Source organism: Streptomyces sp. NPDC050636 (assembly GCF_040654775.1).
Lineage (GTDB): Bacteria > Actinomycetota > Actinomycetes > Streptomycetales > Streptomycetaceae > Streptomyces.
Window position 1 is genome coordinate 1 of record NZ_JBFAIP010000033.1, and the last position, 15,897, is coordinate 15,897.

At 70.6% G+C, this 15,897-nt stretch carries 10 protein-coding genes; 3 read left to right on the top strand and 7 right to left on the bottom strand.

Annotation, left to right across the window (positions count from 1 at the left end; all coding sequences use genetic code 11):
* Positions 1-16: 16 nt before the first annotated feature.
* The gene (locus AB0I10_RS22990) at positions 17-4,522 is read left to right on the top strand and encodes an SDR family NAD(P)-dependent oxidoreductase (protein WP_363154433.1); all 4,506 of its coding nucleotides are present in this window, start codon (positions 17-19) and stop codon (positions 4,520-4,522) included.
* A 60-nt stretch (positions 4,523-4,582) separates the two neighbouring features.
* Positions 4,583-7,717 (top strand): amino acid adenylation domain-containing protein, encoded by a 3,135-nt coding sequence (locus tag AB0I10_RS22995; protein WP_363154434.1) that lies wholly within the window; start codon positions 4,583-4,585, stop codon positions 7,715-7,717.
* A 19-nt stretch (positions 7,718-7,736) separates the two neighbouring features.
* Here the strand turns inward: AB0I10_RS22995 and AB0I10_RS23000 are convergent, their stop codons facing one another.
* The 5 genes from AB0I10_RS23000 to AB0I10_RS23020 form a co-directional block, all read right to left on the bottom strand.
* On the bottom strand, positions 7,737-8,651 hold the full coding sequence (locus tag AB0I10_RS23000; RefSeq protein ID WP_363154435.1) for an ABC transporter ATP-binding protein: 915 nt from the start codon (positions 8,649-8,651) through the stop codon (positions 7,737-7,739).
* Positions 8,652-8,871: 220 nt separating this feature from the next.
* Complete coding sequence (locus AB0I10_RS23005; protein ID WP_363154436.1) at positions 8,872-9,534, bottom strand: response regulator transcription factor; 663 nt, start codon at positions 9,532-9,534, stop codon at positions 8,872-8,874.
* Positions 9,519-10,844 carry a histidine kinase gene (locus AB0I10_RS23010; RefSeq protein WP_363154437.1) on the bottom strand — a complete coding sequence of 442 codons (1,326 nt, stop codon included), beginning with the start codon at positions 10,842-10,844 and terminating at the stop codon, positions 9,519-9,521. Before AB0I10_RS23010 ends, AB0I10_RS23005 begins: the two co-directional genes overlap by 16 nt.
* 180 nt (positions 10,845-11,024) lie before the next feature.
* On the bottom strand, positions 11,025-11,705 hold the full coding sequence (locus AB0I10_RS23015; RefSeq protein ID WP_363154438.1) for a 4'-phosphopantetheinyl transferase superfamily protein: 681 nt from the start codon (positions 11,703-11,705) through the stop codon (positions 11,025-11,027).
* Positions 11,702-12,553, bottom strand: coding sequence for a metallophosphoesterase (locus AB0I10_RS23020; RefSeq protein WP_363154439.1), 852 nt, complete (start codon positions 12,551-12,553; stop codon positions 11,702-11,704). The genes AB0I10_RS23015 and AB0I10_RS23020 overlap by 4 nt, the downstream gene beginning before the upstream one ends.
* A 387-nt stretch (positions 12,554-12,940) precedes the next feature.
* On the opposite strand from AB0I10_RS23020, the gene AB0I10_RS23025 reads away from it, so the two are divergent.
* Complete coding sequence (locus tag AB0I10_RS23025) at positions 12,941-13,255, top strand: hypothetical protein (protein ID WP_363154440.1); 315 nt, start codon at positions 12,941-12,943, stop codon at positions 13,253-13,255.
* 102 nt (positions 13,256-13,357) lie between these two features.
* Here the strand turns inward: AB0I10_RS23025 and AB0I10_RS23030 are convergent, their stop codons facing one another.
* Positions 13,358-13,798, bottom strand: a complete 441-nt coding sequence (locus AB0I10_RS23030; RefSeq protein WP_363154441.1) for a hypothetical protein — start codon at positions 13,796-13,798, stop codon at positions 13,358-13,360.
* 104 nt (positions 13,799-13,902) lie between these two features.
* Complete coding sequence (locus tag AB0I10_RS23035; protein ID WP_363154442.1) at positions 13,903-15,768, bottom strand: beta-galactosidase family protein; 1,866 nt, start codon at positions 15,766-15,768, stop codon at positions 13,903-13,905.
* Between the last annotated feature and the right edge of the window lie 129 nt (positions 15,769-15,897).

Genomic DNA, 15,897 nt, shown 5'->3' on the forward strand with positions numbered 1-15,897 from the left:
CGTGGACCGGCCCGGTGTGGGCATTGCAGCGGTGAACGGCCCCAAGGCCGTGGTGATTTCAGGCATCGAAGACGAAGTGCTGGCAGTGGCCCAGGCGTTGGCGCAGGCCGGGGCGCGCACCAGTCGTCTGCGGGTCTCGCACGCGTTCCACTCGCCACTGATGGACCCCATGCTGGAGGAGTTCGCGCAGGTCGTCGGCTCCGTCGAGTCCCGGGCACCTCGTCTGACGCTGGTGTCGGCCCTGACCGGGCAGCCGGTGACCAGCGAGGTGACAGATCCCTCGTACTGGGTGCGGCATGTCCGTGAGGCGGTCCGCTTCGCGGACGCCGCGGAGGGCCTGCGGGGCAGCGGTGTGCGGACCTTCGTGGAGATCGGTCCGGACGGTGTGCTGTCGGGCATGGGCCCGCAGACCCGCACGGATACAGAAGGCGGGGGCAAGGGCAAGGGCGACGTCGCCGAGGTGTGGCTGCCGGTCCTGCGCCGCGGCCGCGACGAACCCCGTGCCCTGCTCACGGCGCTGGCGAAGGTGTTCGTACGAGGCGTAGCCGTCGGCTGGGACAAGGTCTACACGGGCACGGGCACGGGCACGGGCGCGCGGCGGATCGACCTGCCGACCTATGCCTTCCAGCGGCAGCGCTACTGGCTCACCCCCGCCGTGGGAAGCCGTGCCGAGGACCTGGGCCTGGAAAGCCCGCGCCATCCGTTGCTGGGCGCGGCCGTCGAACTGCCCGCGACCGGTGGGGTGGTGCTGACCGGGCAACTCGTCGTGTCCGCGCAGCCATGGCTGGCCCAGTCGCTCGTGGCAGGGCGGGCGGTGGTACCTGCTGCGGCGCTGCTGGACATGGCGGTGCGGGCCGGTGACGAGGCCGACTGCGGACAGGTCGAGGAACTGGTCATCGAGACGCCGCTGGTGCTGCCGGAACGTGGCGACATGCGGGTCCAGGTCACCGTCGGGGAGGCCGGTCCTGCGGGGCGGCGCGAGGTCACCGTGTTCGCGCGGGCGGCCGAGGGGGAGTGGGTGCGCCATGCGTCGGGCACCCTGTCTCAGGCCGAACCGGACGGTGACGCCGTCGCGGAAACGGCGGTGTGGAGCGTGCAGTGGCCACCGGTGGGTGCCGTGGTGGCCGACGTGGACGGGCTGTACGAGGCTCTGGAGGCTGCCGGGTTCGAGTATGGGGGGGTGTTCCAGGGCGTACGGGCGGCTTGGCGGCGCGGCGACGAGGTGTTCGCGGAGGTGGCGCTGCCGGAGGGCGTGAACGCGGACGGCTTCGGGGTGCATCCGGCGCTGCTGGACGCCGCGTTGCATGTGACGGGGCTGGAGCAGGCGGGCGACGAGGGGCCGTTGCTGCCCTTCGCGTGGAGTGGTGTGCGGGTGCACGCGTCGGGAGCGATGGCGGCGCGGGTACGGGTGGCGCCGTCGGACTCGGGCGAAGGCACCTCGGTGACGCTCGCCGACGCGGCCGGACAGCTGATCGCCTCGGCGGGATCGGTGGTGCTGGGGCCGCTGGCCGCCGGAGCGCTGGACCAGGCCGCCGGACCGGCCCGTGAAGGGCTCTTCCGGATGGAGTGGCTCCCGGCCGCCGTGGAGGAGGGGGCCGGTGAGCCGGGCCGCAGCTGGGCGGTGCTCGGCGAGGACGGCGGACTGGGCGTGCCCGGCGCGGCGGCGTACGCGGATATGGCGGAGATGCTCGCGGCGGTCGAGGCGGGCGCCGCGGTGCCCGACGTGGTGGTGACCTGCTGCGTCCCCGGCCTCGTACACGACGGTGGCGCCGCGTACGGAGAGGGCTCAAGAGGTGATGGCACCGCGTACGGAGAGGCCTCAAGAGGCGATGGCACCGCGTACGGAGAGGCCTCAAGGGGCGATGGCGCCGCGTACGGAGAGGCCTCCGGCGGTGTCGAGGACCTGGCGCAGGGCGCCGTACTGCGTGTCCTGGGCATCGTGCGGGAATGGCTGGCCGCGGGAGTGCTGGACGGGTCGCGGCTTGTAGTGGTGACTGAGCGCGGCGTGGACACCGGACCAGGCGTGGGCCTGCGGATGGACAGCGCGGGCGTCACCGGCCTGGTGCGCGCGGCGGCGGGTGAACATCCGGAGCGGATCGTGCTGGCGGACGTGCAGGCGCTCAAGCGCTCAGGACCTCTCGTCGTGGCCGGAACGGCGCTGGGGGAGCCCGAGTTCGCGGTGCGGGACGCGCAGGTACGAGTGCGGCGTCTGGCGCGTGCGGCCGGGGACGGATTGGCGGTGCCGGACGGGACGGAGTGGCGGCTGGGGGTCTCCGAGCGCGGCACGGTCGAGAACCTGGTGCTGGAGGAGTACGAGGACGGGCGGCGGCCGCTGGCGGCCGGTGAGGTGCGGGTGGCGGTGCGCGCGGCCGGCGTGAACTTCCACGACGTTCTGAACGTGCTGGGCAGGTACCCCGGTGAGGCGGGGGCGCTGGGGCTCGAAGGCACCGGTGTCGTGCTGGAGACCGGGCCGGGCGTGGTGGAACCGGCGGTCGGGGACGCGGTGATGGGTCTGTTCCCGGCCGCGTTCGGGCCCGTGGCGGTGGCCGATGCGCGCGCCGTGACGCGGGTGCCGTCGGGCTGGTCGTCGGCGGAAGCGGCCGGTGCGCCGATGGCGTTTCTGACCGCGTATTACGCGCTGGCGGAGCTGGCCGGGCTGCGGCGTGGTGAGCGGGTGCTGATCCACGCCGCCGCGGGTGGTGTGGGGATGGCCGCCGTGCAGGTGGCCCGGCACCTGGGCGCCGAGGTCTTCGCGACCGCGTCGCCGTCGAAGTGGCGGGCGTTGCGTGAACTCGGCCTGGATGAACGGCACTTGGCGTCGTCCCGGACCACGGAGTTCGAGGAGGCGTTCCGTGCGGAGTCCTGTGGACGCGGCATGGACGTGGTGCTGGGCTCCCTGACAGAGGAGTTCGTGGATGCGTCGCTGCGGTTGACCCGTCCCGGCGGGCGGTTCATCGAGATGGGCAAGGCCGACGTGCGCGACCCCGGCCGGGTGGAGCGGGATCATCAGGTTGCCTATCGGACGTTCGACCTGCTGCTTCAGGACCCGGATGCGATCGGCGGGCTGCTGTCGTCGCTGTCGGGGCTGTTCGCGGAGGGTGTGCTGCGGCCGTTGCCGGTGGCGTGCTGGGATGTGCGGCGCGCGGTGGAGGCCTTCCGGTTCCTGAGCCAGGCCCGGCACGTCGGGAAGGTCGTCCTGACCGTTCCCTCGTCGGCCGGCCGTGTGGGCACGGTACTGGTGACCGGTGCGTCCGGTGCGCTGGGCGGCCTCGTCGCCCGGCATCTGGCGACGACCGGGCGGGCCCGGCGCGTGCTGCTGGCCTCGCGGCGCGGCATGGGCACGTCCAGGATGCCGGAACTGGTCGCCGAGTTGGCCGGCTCCGGGACGAGCGTGCAGGTGGTGGCCTGTGACGTGGCGGACCGGGACCAGCTGGCCGGGGTGATCGCCGGTGTGCCGACGGAGGCACCGCTGACGGGGGTCATCCACACGGCGGGCGTTCTCGACGACGGTGTCATCGGGTCGCTCACCCCGGACCGGGTACGGCAGGTCATGCGCCCGAAGGCCGATGCGGCGTGGCACCTGCACGAGTTGACCCGCCACCTGGACCTGGACACCTTCACCCTCTTCTCCTCGGTGGCCGGGGTATTGGGCACCCCGGGGCAGGCCAACTACGCGGCAGGCAACACCTTCCTGGACGCCCTTGCCGCCCACCGGTGCCACCAGGGCCTGCCCGCCGTGTCTTTGGCGTGGGGCCCCTGGGAACAGGGCATGGCCGGCGAGATCACGGACGCCGACCGGCAGCGGATGGGCCGGCAGGGGCTGCGGCCGCTGGCCACACCCGACGGGCTCGCCCTGCTGGACGCGGCCGCAGGACAGACGGACCCGCTGCTGGTGACGGCCCGCCTCGACCTGCCCGCGCTGCGCCGCCTCGGAACTGCCGTCCCCGCCCTGGTCACCGGCCTGGTCCGCCCCGGTCGACGCACCGCCGCAGCGGCGGGGCCGGACGCCGGCAAGAACCTGGCGAACCAGCTGGCCGCGCTGCCGCCCGAACAGCTCGAAGGCGCGATCACGAATCTGGTCCTGACCCAGGCGGCCCTCGTGCTCGGCAGGCCCGGCCCCGAATCCATCGAGTCCGCCCGGTACTTCCGCCAGCTCGGCTTCGACTCGCTGACCGCGCTGGAACTCCGTAACCGGATCAGCAGCGCCGTCGGGCTGCGGCTGCCCGCCGCGGTGGTCTTCGACTACCCCACTCCCGCCGAGCTCGCCGGATATCTCCGGGAAAGGATCGCCGACCAGGAAATCGACTACGAGCCGGTGCTCAGCGAACTCGACCGGCTCAAGTCCCTGCTCTCCGGGATAGCTCAGCGGGGCGGCAAGAAAGCGAAGATCATGAGCCGCCTTGAGGGCATCGTGGAGGAATTCCGCGGCGGGGACGCGGACAGCGCGCCCGACGACAAGGACATCAGCGGGGCGACGGACGACGAGATATTCGATCTCATCGACAAGGAATTGGGCATCTAGCGTGGTCGGGCACCCAGGGGAAAACCGGCGGAGTCAACGGATTTGTGAAGGAGCGACGTGATGAATTCCGCGAAGGGGAATACGCCTGCGGAACGGGGTGATGAAGCGGAGCTCTCTCCGAAGGAAGAGGCCCTGTGGCTGCTTGAGTCGCTGGCGCCGGGCACCCCCGTGAACAATCTGTCCGTGGCGTTCGCCGTCGCAGGACACGTGGATGCGTCCCGGCTCGGCACGGCGCTGGCCGTCGTGCTGCGGCGCCACGAGGCGCTGCGCACCGTCTACCGCAGCGAGGGCACCCGGCTGGTCAAGCGCGTGGTCGGCCCGGACGCAATCCGGCTCGACGTGGTGCAGGTCGTACTGCCGGGCGAGCCCACCGAGGACGACCTGGCGACCGTGACCGCCGTACCTTTCGGCCTGGACGGCGGGCCGATGCTGAGGGCGGCCCTCTTCCGCTCCCCGGACACGGACGTCTTCTGCGTCACGGCGCACCACCTGGTCTTCGACGAGGTGTCCGCCTCGGTCTTCCGGGAGGAGCTGATGTCCGCGTACGAGCACGCGGACGGAGCGCAGGAGGAGGGCCTCGCAGCGGTGCCCGGGTGGACAGAGCCGCCGCCGAGCGGGGAGAGCCTCGCCTTCTGGCGCGAGGAGTTGGCGGGCGCGAGCACCGACGGCATGGAGCTGGCGTGCGCCGTGCCCGAGCCGGACCGGCCGACGCCGGCGGCGGCGCAGGTCGGCCGCGAGCTGCCGCCGCGTACGGTGTCCGCGGTCCGGCGGCTCGCCGACGACCTCGGGGTCCCGGAGTCCGCGGTCCTGCTGGCCGCGTACTACGTGCTGCTCGACGCGCACGGCGCCGGACCCGACCTGCTCGTCGGCTCCCCGGTCGACGTCAGGCCGGCGCACGCCGCCCGCACGATCGGATACCACGTCACCCACGTGCCGCTGCGGCTGCGGGTGGACCGGGAGGAGAGCGTGCGCGACCTGGTGCGCCGGAGCAGCGAGCGACTGCTGACGGCCGTGGCGCACGCCGACGTGGCCGTGGACGCGTATGCCGACCTCATGCCCGCGGCGCGGTCCGGCCGAGGGTCCCTGCCGTTCCGGCACGTGTACGACCACCGGACGGAGCGCGGTCCCGCCGCCTTCACCCTCGGCGGCCTCGTGGCCAGGCCGTTCCCCGCCGCGAGCGGCTTCGGCAAGTTCGACCTCCACCTCTCCACCACCTCGACCGACGACGGCGTCTCGGTACGGGCCGTCTACCGGACCGAGCTCTTCGAGCGGCCCCACGCCGAACTGCTGCTGGCGCGTTACGAGTCGGTGCTGTCCTCGTTCACGGACGCCCCCGAGCGTGCGGTCGGGGACCTCCACTGGTGGAGCGAGAGGGACCACGAGATCATCGGGGCGGCGAACGACACGGCCCGGCCCGTCGAGCCCGCCTCGGTCCTCGACGCCGTCCACGAGCACGTTCTGCGGACGCCGGATGCCGTCGCCGTCGTGGACGGTGACCGGTCGGTCGGCTACGGGCAACTGTGGAGCGCGGCACACGCCATGAGCGCTCTCGTCCGGGGCGCCGGCCTCCGACCGGGGGACGTGGTGGCGATAGCCCTCCCGCGCGGGCCCGAGCTGGTCGCGGCGGTCCTCGGGACCTGGCTGGCGGGCGCGGCGTACCTGCCCCTGGACGCGGCCCACCCCGAGGAGCGGATCCGCTACCAACTCACCGACTCGGCCGCGAAGTTGCTCGTGGCGACCGAGGACATGGCGCACTTCGCCGACCACGGACTCGTGGTGCTGACCGCGCCGGCGGTCGACGCGGCCTCGGATGCGAAGACGGCCGACGTCTCGCCCGTGGAGGTGGACCCGGAGTCCTGCGCGTACCTGATCTACACCTCGGGATCGACCGGCCGGCCGAAGGGGACCCTCGTCACACACGCGGCCCTGGCCAATGTGGCCGCGCACTTCGCTGAGCAGTTGGAGGCGCAGCCCGGTGACACGATGCTGTGGACGACGACGTTCGCGTTCGACATGTCCGGCATCGAACTGCACGTGTCGCTGGTCTCCGGCGGCCGCCTGGTGGCTGCCCCCGACCGGGCCAGGAGCGACGGCCGGGTCCTGAGGGAGCTGGTGGAGCGGTACGGGGTGCGGTTCGTCGAGGCGACGCCGACGACCTGGCGGCTGGTCATCGACCGGATGGAGGGCTGCCTGCGGGGCCGCAGCGTCATAGTGGGCGGTGAGCCCGTGCCGGTCTCCCTGGCCCAGCGGCTGGTGGCCGCCGGCTGCGTGTTGCACCACGCCTATGGGCCCACGGAGACGACCATCTGGTCGACGTCACGCGTTGTCACGGAACACCCGGCGGCCCGCCTCGACGTCGGCCGGCCGATCCGTAACACCCAGGTCCATGTGGTCGATCAGCACGGTCGCGAACTGCCCGTCGGCGTCCGTGGGGAACTCTGCATCTCGGGCATCGGCGTGGCGATCGGGTACCACGGCCGGCCGGAGCTCAACGCGCAGCGCTTCGGTGAACACCGCGAGTATGGCCGCTTCTACCGTACGGGCGACGTGGCCTGCTGGCGTGCGGACGGAGTGCTCGACCTGTTCGGCCGGAGCGACCGGCAGGTCAAACTCCGCGGGAACCGTATCGAGCTCGGCGAGATCGAGTCGACGCTCCTCGCGCACCCCGAAGTCGGTGCCGCTGCGGTGGTCATGGTCGGCGACCCGAGTGCGGACGCCGTGCTCATCGGCTGCCTGGAGCCGGCCGCCGGCTCGCTCGACACCGGGAGCGTCTGGACGCACGCCGGTGCCCGCCTGTCCCGGGCGATGCTTCCCGGCGACCTCGTCACGGTCGACCCGATGCCGATCAACGCCAGCGGGAAGGTCGACTACCCCGCACTGGAGCGGATGGTCGCCGACCGGCGCGCGAACCTCGCCCCGACACGGCTGGAGCTGCACCACCCGGACCTGGACGAGCTGACGGACCGGCTGACCGCGCTGTGGCGGAGCACCCTCCGGCGCGAGGACGTCAACGCCGACACGGACTTCTTCGCGTACGGAGGGAACTCCATGCTCGCCGCCGTGGCGATCCAGGAGTTCGAGAACATGAGCGGCGTGTCGCTCAGCCTCACCGAGGTGTTCGAGCGGCGCACCCCGCGGGAACTGGCCGCCCGCGTCCGGGACATGGAGGGGCGCGAGGAGGCGGCCGCCGGTTGAGGCCCCGCGGCCCCGGCTGCTACTTCGCTGTGAGGTCGTTGCCGGTGAGGGCGAGGAACGCGTCCTCCAGTGTCGCCTGTTCGACACGGAGGTGCTCGGGCATGACGGTGTGGCGCGCCAGTTCCGACGTGACCGCGTACAGCGCGTCGGTGGTGCCGGTGACCGTCACGTAGTCGCCCTCGCGGGTCATGCCGGTCACGTCGGGCAGCCGGGTCAGGAGGTGGTCGTCGAACGGCACGGACGGGCGGAACGTGATCCGCGTGTCGCTCTGGATCCGCTCGATCAGTCCGGACGGTGTGTCGACCGTCGCGACGTGGCCCTTGCTGATCAGGGCGATCCGGTCGCACAGCCGCTCCGCCTCCTCCATGAAGTGCGTGGCGAGGAGGATGGTGATGCCGCTGGCGCGGACGGTCTCGATCAGTTCCCATGTGTCGCGCCGGGCCTGCGGGTCCAGGCCGGTGGTGAGCTCGTCGAAGACCGCCACCTGAGGGTTCCCGACCAGGGCCAGTGCGACGGACAGGCGCTGCTCCTGGCTCTCGGACGACGTGCCTAAGGGGGGCTTGGCCTTGCCGGTGAGCCCGAGTGACCCCATGAGCTGAAGCCAGTCGGCGGGGTCGCGGTAGAAGGAGCTGTAGAGCGACAGCGCCTCGGCGACCTGCAGCCGGTCGGGCCGCCCGCTGTCCTGGAGCCGGACGTCGAGCCGCTGGGTGATCTCGGCCCGCTGTGCGTGGGGGTCGCTGCCGAGCACGCGGATCTCCCCGCTGTCGCGCTTCCGCAGCCCCTCGATGCATTCCAGGGTCGTGGTCTTGCCTGCGCCGTTGGGGCCGACGATCCCGAAGATCTCACCTTCCTCGACGGTGAAGGACACATCATCGACCGCCACCAGGTCGCCGTATTTCTTGTGGAGGTTCTGCACTTCAATCACTGCGGACATGATCTTGTCCTTCCGTGTGCTGGTCGCTTGGCGTCCTCGGCGTCGCTCTACGCCGTGTGCGCGGTGGGTCAAGACCCACTCACTGGCCGTAACGGTGTGCGGAATCGCGGCAGCCGACTGCGCTGCTTGCTGGTTGCCCGGCTCACGCCGGACCGGCCCCGATCACCAGGGCAGGTCCGCATGTTCCCGGCACCACGTGCTCAGGAACTGACGTGTGCCTTCACTGATCGTTCGGTGCGTCGGCGCCGAGATAGGTGAGGACCGCCCGGACCCGGCGGTTGGTGTCGTCGTCGGTGGCGAGGCCGAGCTTGGCGAAGATCGTGGTCGTGTACTTGCTGATGGCGCCCTCGCTCAGGAACAGCCGGCCCGCGATCGCCGTGTTGGAGAGGCCCTCGGCCATCAGCGCGAGCACCGAGCGTTCCCGCTCGGTGAGCGTGGCGAGCGGATCGGTCCGCATGGGTCTGCCAAGCAGTTTCGCGACGACCGTCGGGTCAAGTGCCGTACCGCCGCCGGCGACGCGGTTGAGCGCGTCCATGAACTGGCCGGCGTCCAGGACCCGATCCTTGAGCTGGTAGCCGACGCCGCCGTGCCCGTCGGCGAGAAGTTCGCGCGCATACAGCTGTTCCACGTGCTGCGAGAGGATGAGCACAGGCAGCCCCGGAACCTCCCGGCGGGCGGCGAGAGCGGCCTGAAGTCCTTCGTCGGAGAACGTCGGCGGCAGTCGGACGTCCACGATCGCCGCGTCCGGCCGCAGGGTGAGCAGCGCATCCAGCGTGTCGGGCCCCGTGTCGACCGCTGCGACCACGGTGTGCCCGTGCGCCTCGACGATGCGGACCATCCCGTCGCGGAGCAGGAAGAGGTCTTCGGCTACGACAACGCGCATGGCACCGCCACAGTGATGTGAGTGGGACCCCCGGTGGGGCTGTCGATCTCCAGACGGCCGGTGAATGCCGCCATCCGACGCTCGATCCCGCGCAGCCCTGAGCCTGCCGAGGCGACGGCTCCGCCGATCCCGTCGTCGGTCACCGTCGCGGTGAGCATCTGCTGCGCATAGCCGAATTCGACTGTCACCTGAGAGGCTTCGGCATGCTTGGCGACATTCGCCATCAGTTCCGCGACGGCGAAGTAGACCGCCGACTCGACGGGACGCTCGACTCGGGAGGGCACCGTGCTGTGCACGGCGATCTCGACAGGAGCGTCGAGCGCCAGGGCCCGGACGGCGTCCACCAGGCCGCGCTCGGCGAGCACGGGCGGGTTGATGCCGCGGACCAGCGAGCGCAGCTCGGCGAGCGCGGTCGCAGACGCGGTACGGGCCTCGGCGAGGATCGCCTTTGCGGCGGCGGGGTCAGTGTCGACGAGTTGCTCGGCGGCCCCCACGGACATACCCATGGCGAGCAGCCGGGCCTGGGTTCCGTCGTGCAAATCCCGCTCGATGCGCTCCAGTTCGGCTGCCTGAGTCTGGGTCAGGTCCGCCTGGATGGCTTCCAGCTCCTTCACCCGCCGACCGAGCCACGAGCGCGGGATCGGTCCGAGGAACCGAAGCGCCGGGGGCCCGAAGATCCGCCACGCGAACGGGGCAGCGGCCAGGCCGGCGACGATCAGGGCGACGCCGTATCCGATGAGATCCGGCGTCAACGTCATGTACACGCCGCCGGCGAGCCCGAGCAGCGGCAGGGCCGCGACCGGTAGCACGGTCACACCGGCGACCACGCCCCACAGCCCGTCCCAGTGCAATTGCGGATCATGGAATCGGGCGTGCACCCTGGCCCGGCGGCGCGCTTCCCGTTCGGATCGGTGGTACTCGTGGCCGTCCCACCAGTAACCCGTCGACATACGGCTGACCTGTGGAACGGAGCGGTAGGTCACCTCGATCCGCACGTCCAGCCAGCGTTCCGCGCATCGGCGCGCGGCCTTGGCGAGGGGCCGGCTGGTCAGTGGGTGCACGACCCAGACGGCCACGGTGATCCACAGAATCACCATCAAAATCTGTCCGAGGGTCACCAGCGCCCGGACGATCAGGGGCGCGCTCAGCCCCTCAGACCAGGAGCTGACCGCTTGGGAGCCGCCCAGCCCGACGGCCAGCCATACCGCCGGCATCAGCCAGGTCAGTCCGGTCAGTACCGCGGACCGGTACAACCCACGCACGATCTCGACCCACCAGCGCAGTGGACCGCCTCCCGCAGGCAGCCTCATCCGTCTGTTCCTTTCGCCACGGCGCCATTCTGCCAGCCGGGAATCGATGTACCCGACCGCTACTGGAGAACGTATGCCCGGACGGTCTGTGCTGGTATCCCGCTACGCCCCGCGGGCGGTGGGGCTAGCCCCACCCGGCCCAGTCCCACCCGGTCCAGGCCGTCCGACCGCGGCGTGGGATCAAGGGTGGTGGACCGTCACCGCGGTCGTGACCAGGCCCTGGCGGACGGTCCACCGCCCCTCGAAGTGTCCGAGCCGTCGGGGGCCCACCAGCGGTCCGGGAACGAGCAGTTCGGCGCGGAAGCGGCCGTGCGGCGCCGTTCCAGGGTCCGCGTGGATCTCGATGTCCGCCTCCTCGAAGCCCAGCCACTTCCCCGTCAGGGGGAACCACGCCTTGTAGACGGACTCCTTCGCGCTGAACAGCAGCCGGTCCCAGTGGACGGCGGGCTGCCGGGCGGCGAGGAGGGCCAGGCGCTCCTGCTCGGCGGGGAGCGCGACGGGGCTCAGGACGCCGTCCGGGAGCGGACCGTGGGGTTCGGCGTCGATGCCGAGAGAGGCCAGGTCGGTGGCGCGCACCAGGGCGGCGGCGCGGTAGCCGTCGCAGTGGGTCATGCTGCCGAGCAGGCCCTCCGGCCAGCGCGGGGCGCCGCGCTCACCGGGCAGGACGGGCTGCGGCGGCACGCCGAGCTTCTCCATGGCGCGGCGGGCGCAGCCGCGCACGGCGGCGAACTCGCGGCGACGCTTGTCCACCGCCCGCGCCACCACCGCCTGTTCCTCGGGGTAGAGCGGGGCCTGGTCGGCCTCGTCGTCACCGTAGGTCTCCACGGCCACCACCGAGTCCGGGAGCAACTCCTCGATCACCGGCCGTGCCCTTCCGTCGGCAGGATGCGGCGCGGTCTGCCGGGCGGCCCCGGGCGGTTGCGCCACTCGCGGGGATAGCCCACCGACACCTCTTCGAAGCGGACGCCCTCGTGCCAGGTGGTCCGCGGGATGTGGAGATGGCCGTAGACCATGGCGCCCACGCGGAATCGGCGGTGCCAGCCGGCGGTCAGCCGGGTGCCGCACCACATGGCGAACTCGGGGTACCACAGGACGTCCGTGGGGTGGCGGTCCAGCGGGTAGTGGTTGACGAGGACCGTGGGCAAGTCGTCGGGGAGCGCGGCGAGTCGGCGCTCGGTCTCGGCCACCCGGTCCCGGCACCAGGCCTCGCGGCTCGGGTAGGGGTCGGGGTGCAGCAGGTACTCGTCGTTGCAGATGACGCCGGTTTCGTGCGCGTAGGCAAGTCCCTCGTCCTTGGTGGCGCAGCCGGCCGGCAGGAAGCTGTAGTCGTACAGCAGGAACAACGGCGCCACGGCGACCGGGCCGCCGGGGCCGTGCCAGACCGGGTAGGGGTCCTCGGGGGTGGTCACGCCCAGGTCGCGGCACAGGTCGACCAGGTGCTCGTAGCGGGCGGCGCCGCGGAGGGTGACGGCGTCTTTCGGATGGGTCCACAGTTCGTGGTTGCCGGGAGCCCAGACGACCTTGCGGAAGCGGCTCGCCAGCGTCTTGAGGGCCCAGCGGATGTCGGCCACGGTCTCGGCGACATCCCCGGCCACGAGCAGCCAGTCGTCGTCGGAGTCGGGCACCATACGCTCGACCAGGGCACGGTTCTCGGCGTAGCTGATGTGCAGGTCGCTGATGGCCAGCAGCTGCCCGGTACCGTCGGCCATCGATGTCCCCCTCGCCCCGCACACACACGATCGGGACCACGAGAACACACCCCGTCGCACCCGGGCAAGGGTGTTCAAGTGCTGCCGGCAGGTGTCAGGCGGCAGTAGAACGACGGTGGCTGGGCGGTGCCGGGGCGCGGAGTGGCCGCGCCACCGACGGCCACCGCGACGGCGTGGAAGGAGTGGGGCTGGACCCACCCGCGACGGGGCGTAGCGGGATACCAGGGGTGGGTCTGTCGACCCTACCTTCTCCAGCGTCGGCCGTTCCTGCGGACGTACCCGGAAACGGTCTGCGGACAGACAACCATCGACGAACGTCCCCCACGGATCAGTGCAGCCCGGAACGGACTGTTCCAGCTTCCACGAACCAGACGTCAGGAGATCTCAATGCCCCGCTCCGCACATGTCGTTGCATCTGTTCTCCTGCTTGCTACTCCGCTGTTGGCGGTGACCGGCTGCGCCCCTGAGGACGTCGATGCGCGCTGCGCGGGAAGCTCATGCACCGTTCATGCACGCTCAGGGACGTCAATCAAGATCCAGAACCTTGAGCTGGATATCAAAGAGGTGAGCGAGAGCTATGTGAAGCTCAGTTCACATGGTGTGAGCCTGAAGCTGGCCAAGGAGCTCGACCTCCGCTTGGGGAGCCACCGGCTTCACCTGGTGGGGACGGAGGGGGGAACGGCGGACATCCAGATCAAGTAGAACGCGCGCAACGCGCGCAACGCGCCCAACACGACAAACAGCCGTCCTGTCCCGGGTGACAAGTACCCGGGACAGGACGGCTGTTGGCGTGGCGGTCGCGCCTTACGAAGTCTTGGGGAATACGGCGCGCATTCCGGCACCCTTGACGACGGATGCGGCAAGGAGGAGGCCCAGGGCGGAGACGCCCTGCATCACGGCGTACCACGCCGGGCAGAGGCCGGGGATCAGGTCGACGCCGATGATCGCGATCGGCAGGATGATGGTGAGGGTGCTCAAGCGCTCGTACGCCCGTCGCGATCCCTGTGAAGCGCTCACGGCCATCCGGTGGATCAGCACGGAGACCACAAGCAGGATGGCCGACCGGACCCACATGAACGAGGTCACCGACTCGCCGCGGAACGCCATCACGGCAACCGTGCCGAGGACGATGGCGCTGACGACGCCATAGAGCACGATGCCCTTCTTCGCCGTGTCGAAGGCCTTTTGGACGTGCGGGGTGTTGAGCTGAGCTTCCTCGACCTGAGCGTCGTTGGTCTTTGCCATGACTTTCTTCCTCCGTCTAGTTGTGGTGTCGACGCTACGGAGTGCGTGGGCGGCGCGGTATGGGCCTGGGCGTACGGGTGGGTGGGTCCAGACCCACCCACCTCTCAAAGAGGCGGAACCTGACCGATGTCGGGCTCGGACCGTACCTCGATCCGGTCCCCGGTCCGCTCCATCTCCAGGACGACGAGCTCGTTCCGCCCCCGCCGCCACAGATGGCTCGGCGCGTACAGGGTGACCTGCGGGCCGAGGGACCAGTACCGGCCGAGCGGGAACCCGTTGAGCCACACCATGCCCTTGTCCCAGCCGGGAAACGCGAGGAAGCCGTCCGCCGGGGTGTCGACATGAACCCGGGCCCGGTGGAACGCGGGGCCGGTCGGCTTGTCTCCGCTGCCGAACTTCAGAGCCGAGAGGTCGTCGAGAGGCAGCCGGCGGATCTCCCAGTCGCTCAGTTCCTCGTCGTCGAGGAGAACCTTGCCGCTGATTCCCTTGGGGTCATTGAGTCCCTGGCCGAAGTTGATCCGTCCGGTGGGATCGACCAGGAGGTCGAGGGTGCTGGACGTGCCGGCCACGGTGAAGTCGACGGTGTGGTCCGGCTGGTTTCGGTCGAAGGTGCCTATGCGCTCTCCGTCGCCGAACACCAGGGCACGGTCGCCCAGGCCCGTGACCCTCAGCCCCTTGGTCCCCTGCGGCCCGCGCACCCGGGTGCGGTAGTGGATCAGTCCGTACGACTGCCCGAGCGCCTCCATGTGGACCGGAGCGGTACGCCGTACCGGAGTGCTCAGCGCGTCGAGCACGTCCATCAGCGGCACCGACTCGCGGACGGCGACCCTCTGGGCCGGTATGCGGCGCGGCGTGGCCGGCAGGGGCGTGCCGGGCAAGGTGGTGTACTTGGCCAGCACGTCACGCACCTTGTGGAACTTCTCGGTGAGTTCGCCGGATTCGCTGATCGGGGAGTCGTAGTCGTAGCTGGTGACGGTGGGCTGGTAGGAGCTACCGCTCAGGTTGGCGCCCGCGAACCAGCCGAAGTTCGTTCCGCCCACCGCCATATAGAAGTTGATCGACGCTCCCGCTTCGAGGAGCTTCTCCACGTCGGCGGCGGTCTGCGCCGGGTCGGTGGTGTGGTGCTGCTCCCCCCAGTGGTCGAACCAGCCGTCCCAGAACTCCGTGCAGAACAGGGGCTTGTCCGGCTGGAATTCGCGCAGCTCGGCGAAGGGTCCGGTGGGGTCCCCGGCGAAGTTGACGGTGGAGAGGAGGTCGGGAAGGCTGCCGTCCTTCAGCGCTTCCTGGGTGGCTCCGTTGGAGCAGAAGAGCAGGCTGTCCACGCCCTGTGCCCGCATGGTGTCCCGCAGATGTTCCAGGTGCGCATGGTCGTCGTCGTAGCTGCCGTACTCGTTCTCGACCTGCATGGCGATGATGGGCCCGCCGCGCGTGGCCTGGAGATCGACGAACCGGGGCAGCAGTTCGGCGAACCAGGCGTCAACCGCCCGCTCGTAGGCGGGGTCGGAGCGGCGCAGCGGCGCGTCCTTGTCCTTGAGGAGCCAGGCCGGCAGGCCGCCGAAGTCCCATTCCGCGCAGATGTACGGTCCCGGTCTCACGATCACCTTGAGCCCGACCTCGTCCGCGATCCGTACGAAGGCTGCGACGTCGCGCCATCCGGTGAAGTCGGTCTTCCCCTCATACGGTTGGTGGAAGTTCCAGGCGACGTAGGTCTCCACCGTGTTCAGGCCCATGGCCCGCATCCGCAGCAACCGGTCGCGCCAGTCCTTGGGATGTGTCCGGAAGTAGTGGAAGGCACCCGAGAGGATCCGGAACGGCTCGCCGTCCAGCAGGAATTCGTTCCCGCGGATGGTCAGCCCCCGCGGGCTGGCGGCCTGGGCGAGGGGCGTACGGCCGCCGCCCAGGGCGACACCCACGGACGCGACCCCCACCATGGCCGCGCTCACAAATCTACGGCGGCTGAACTGCGTCATGTCTGCTCTCCTCGACTCGACCGGCCGTCACTCAAGGTTCGAACATGTTCAGTGGTGCGCGTTTCTGTGTATTGAGAGTGTTATGTAGAACAGAAACGAGCACAAGGGTTCGTGGCTGAGCACGGCGAA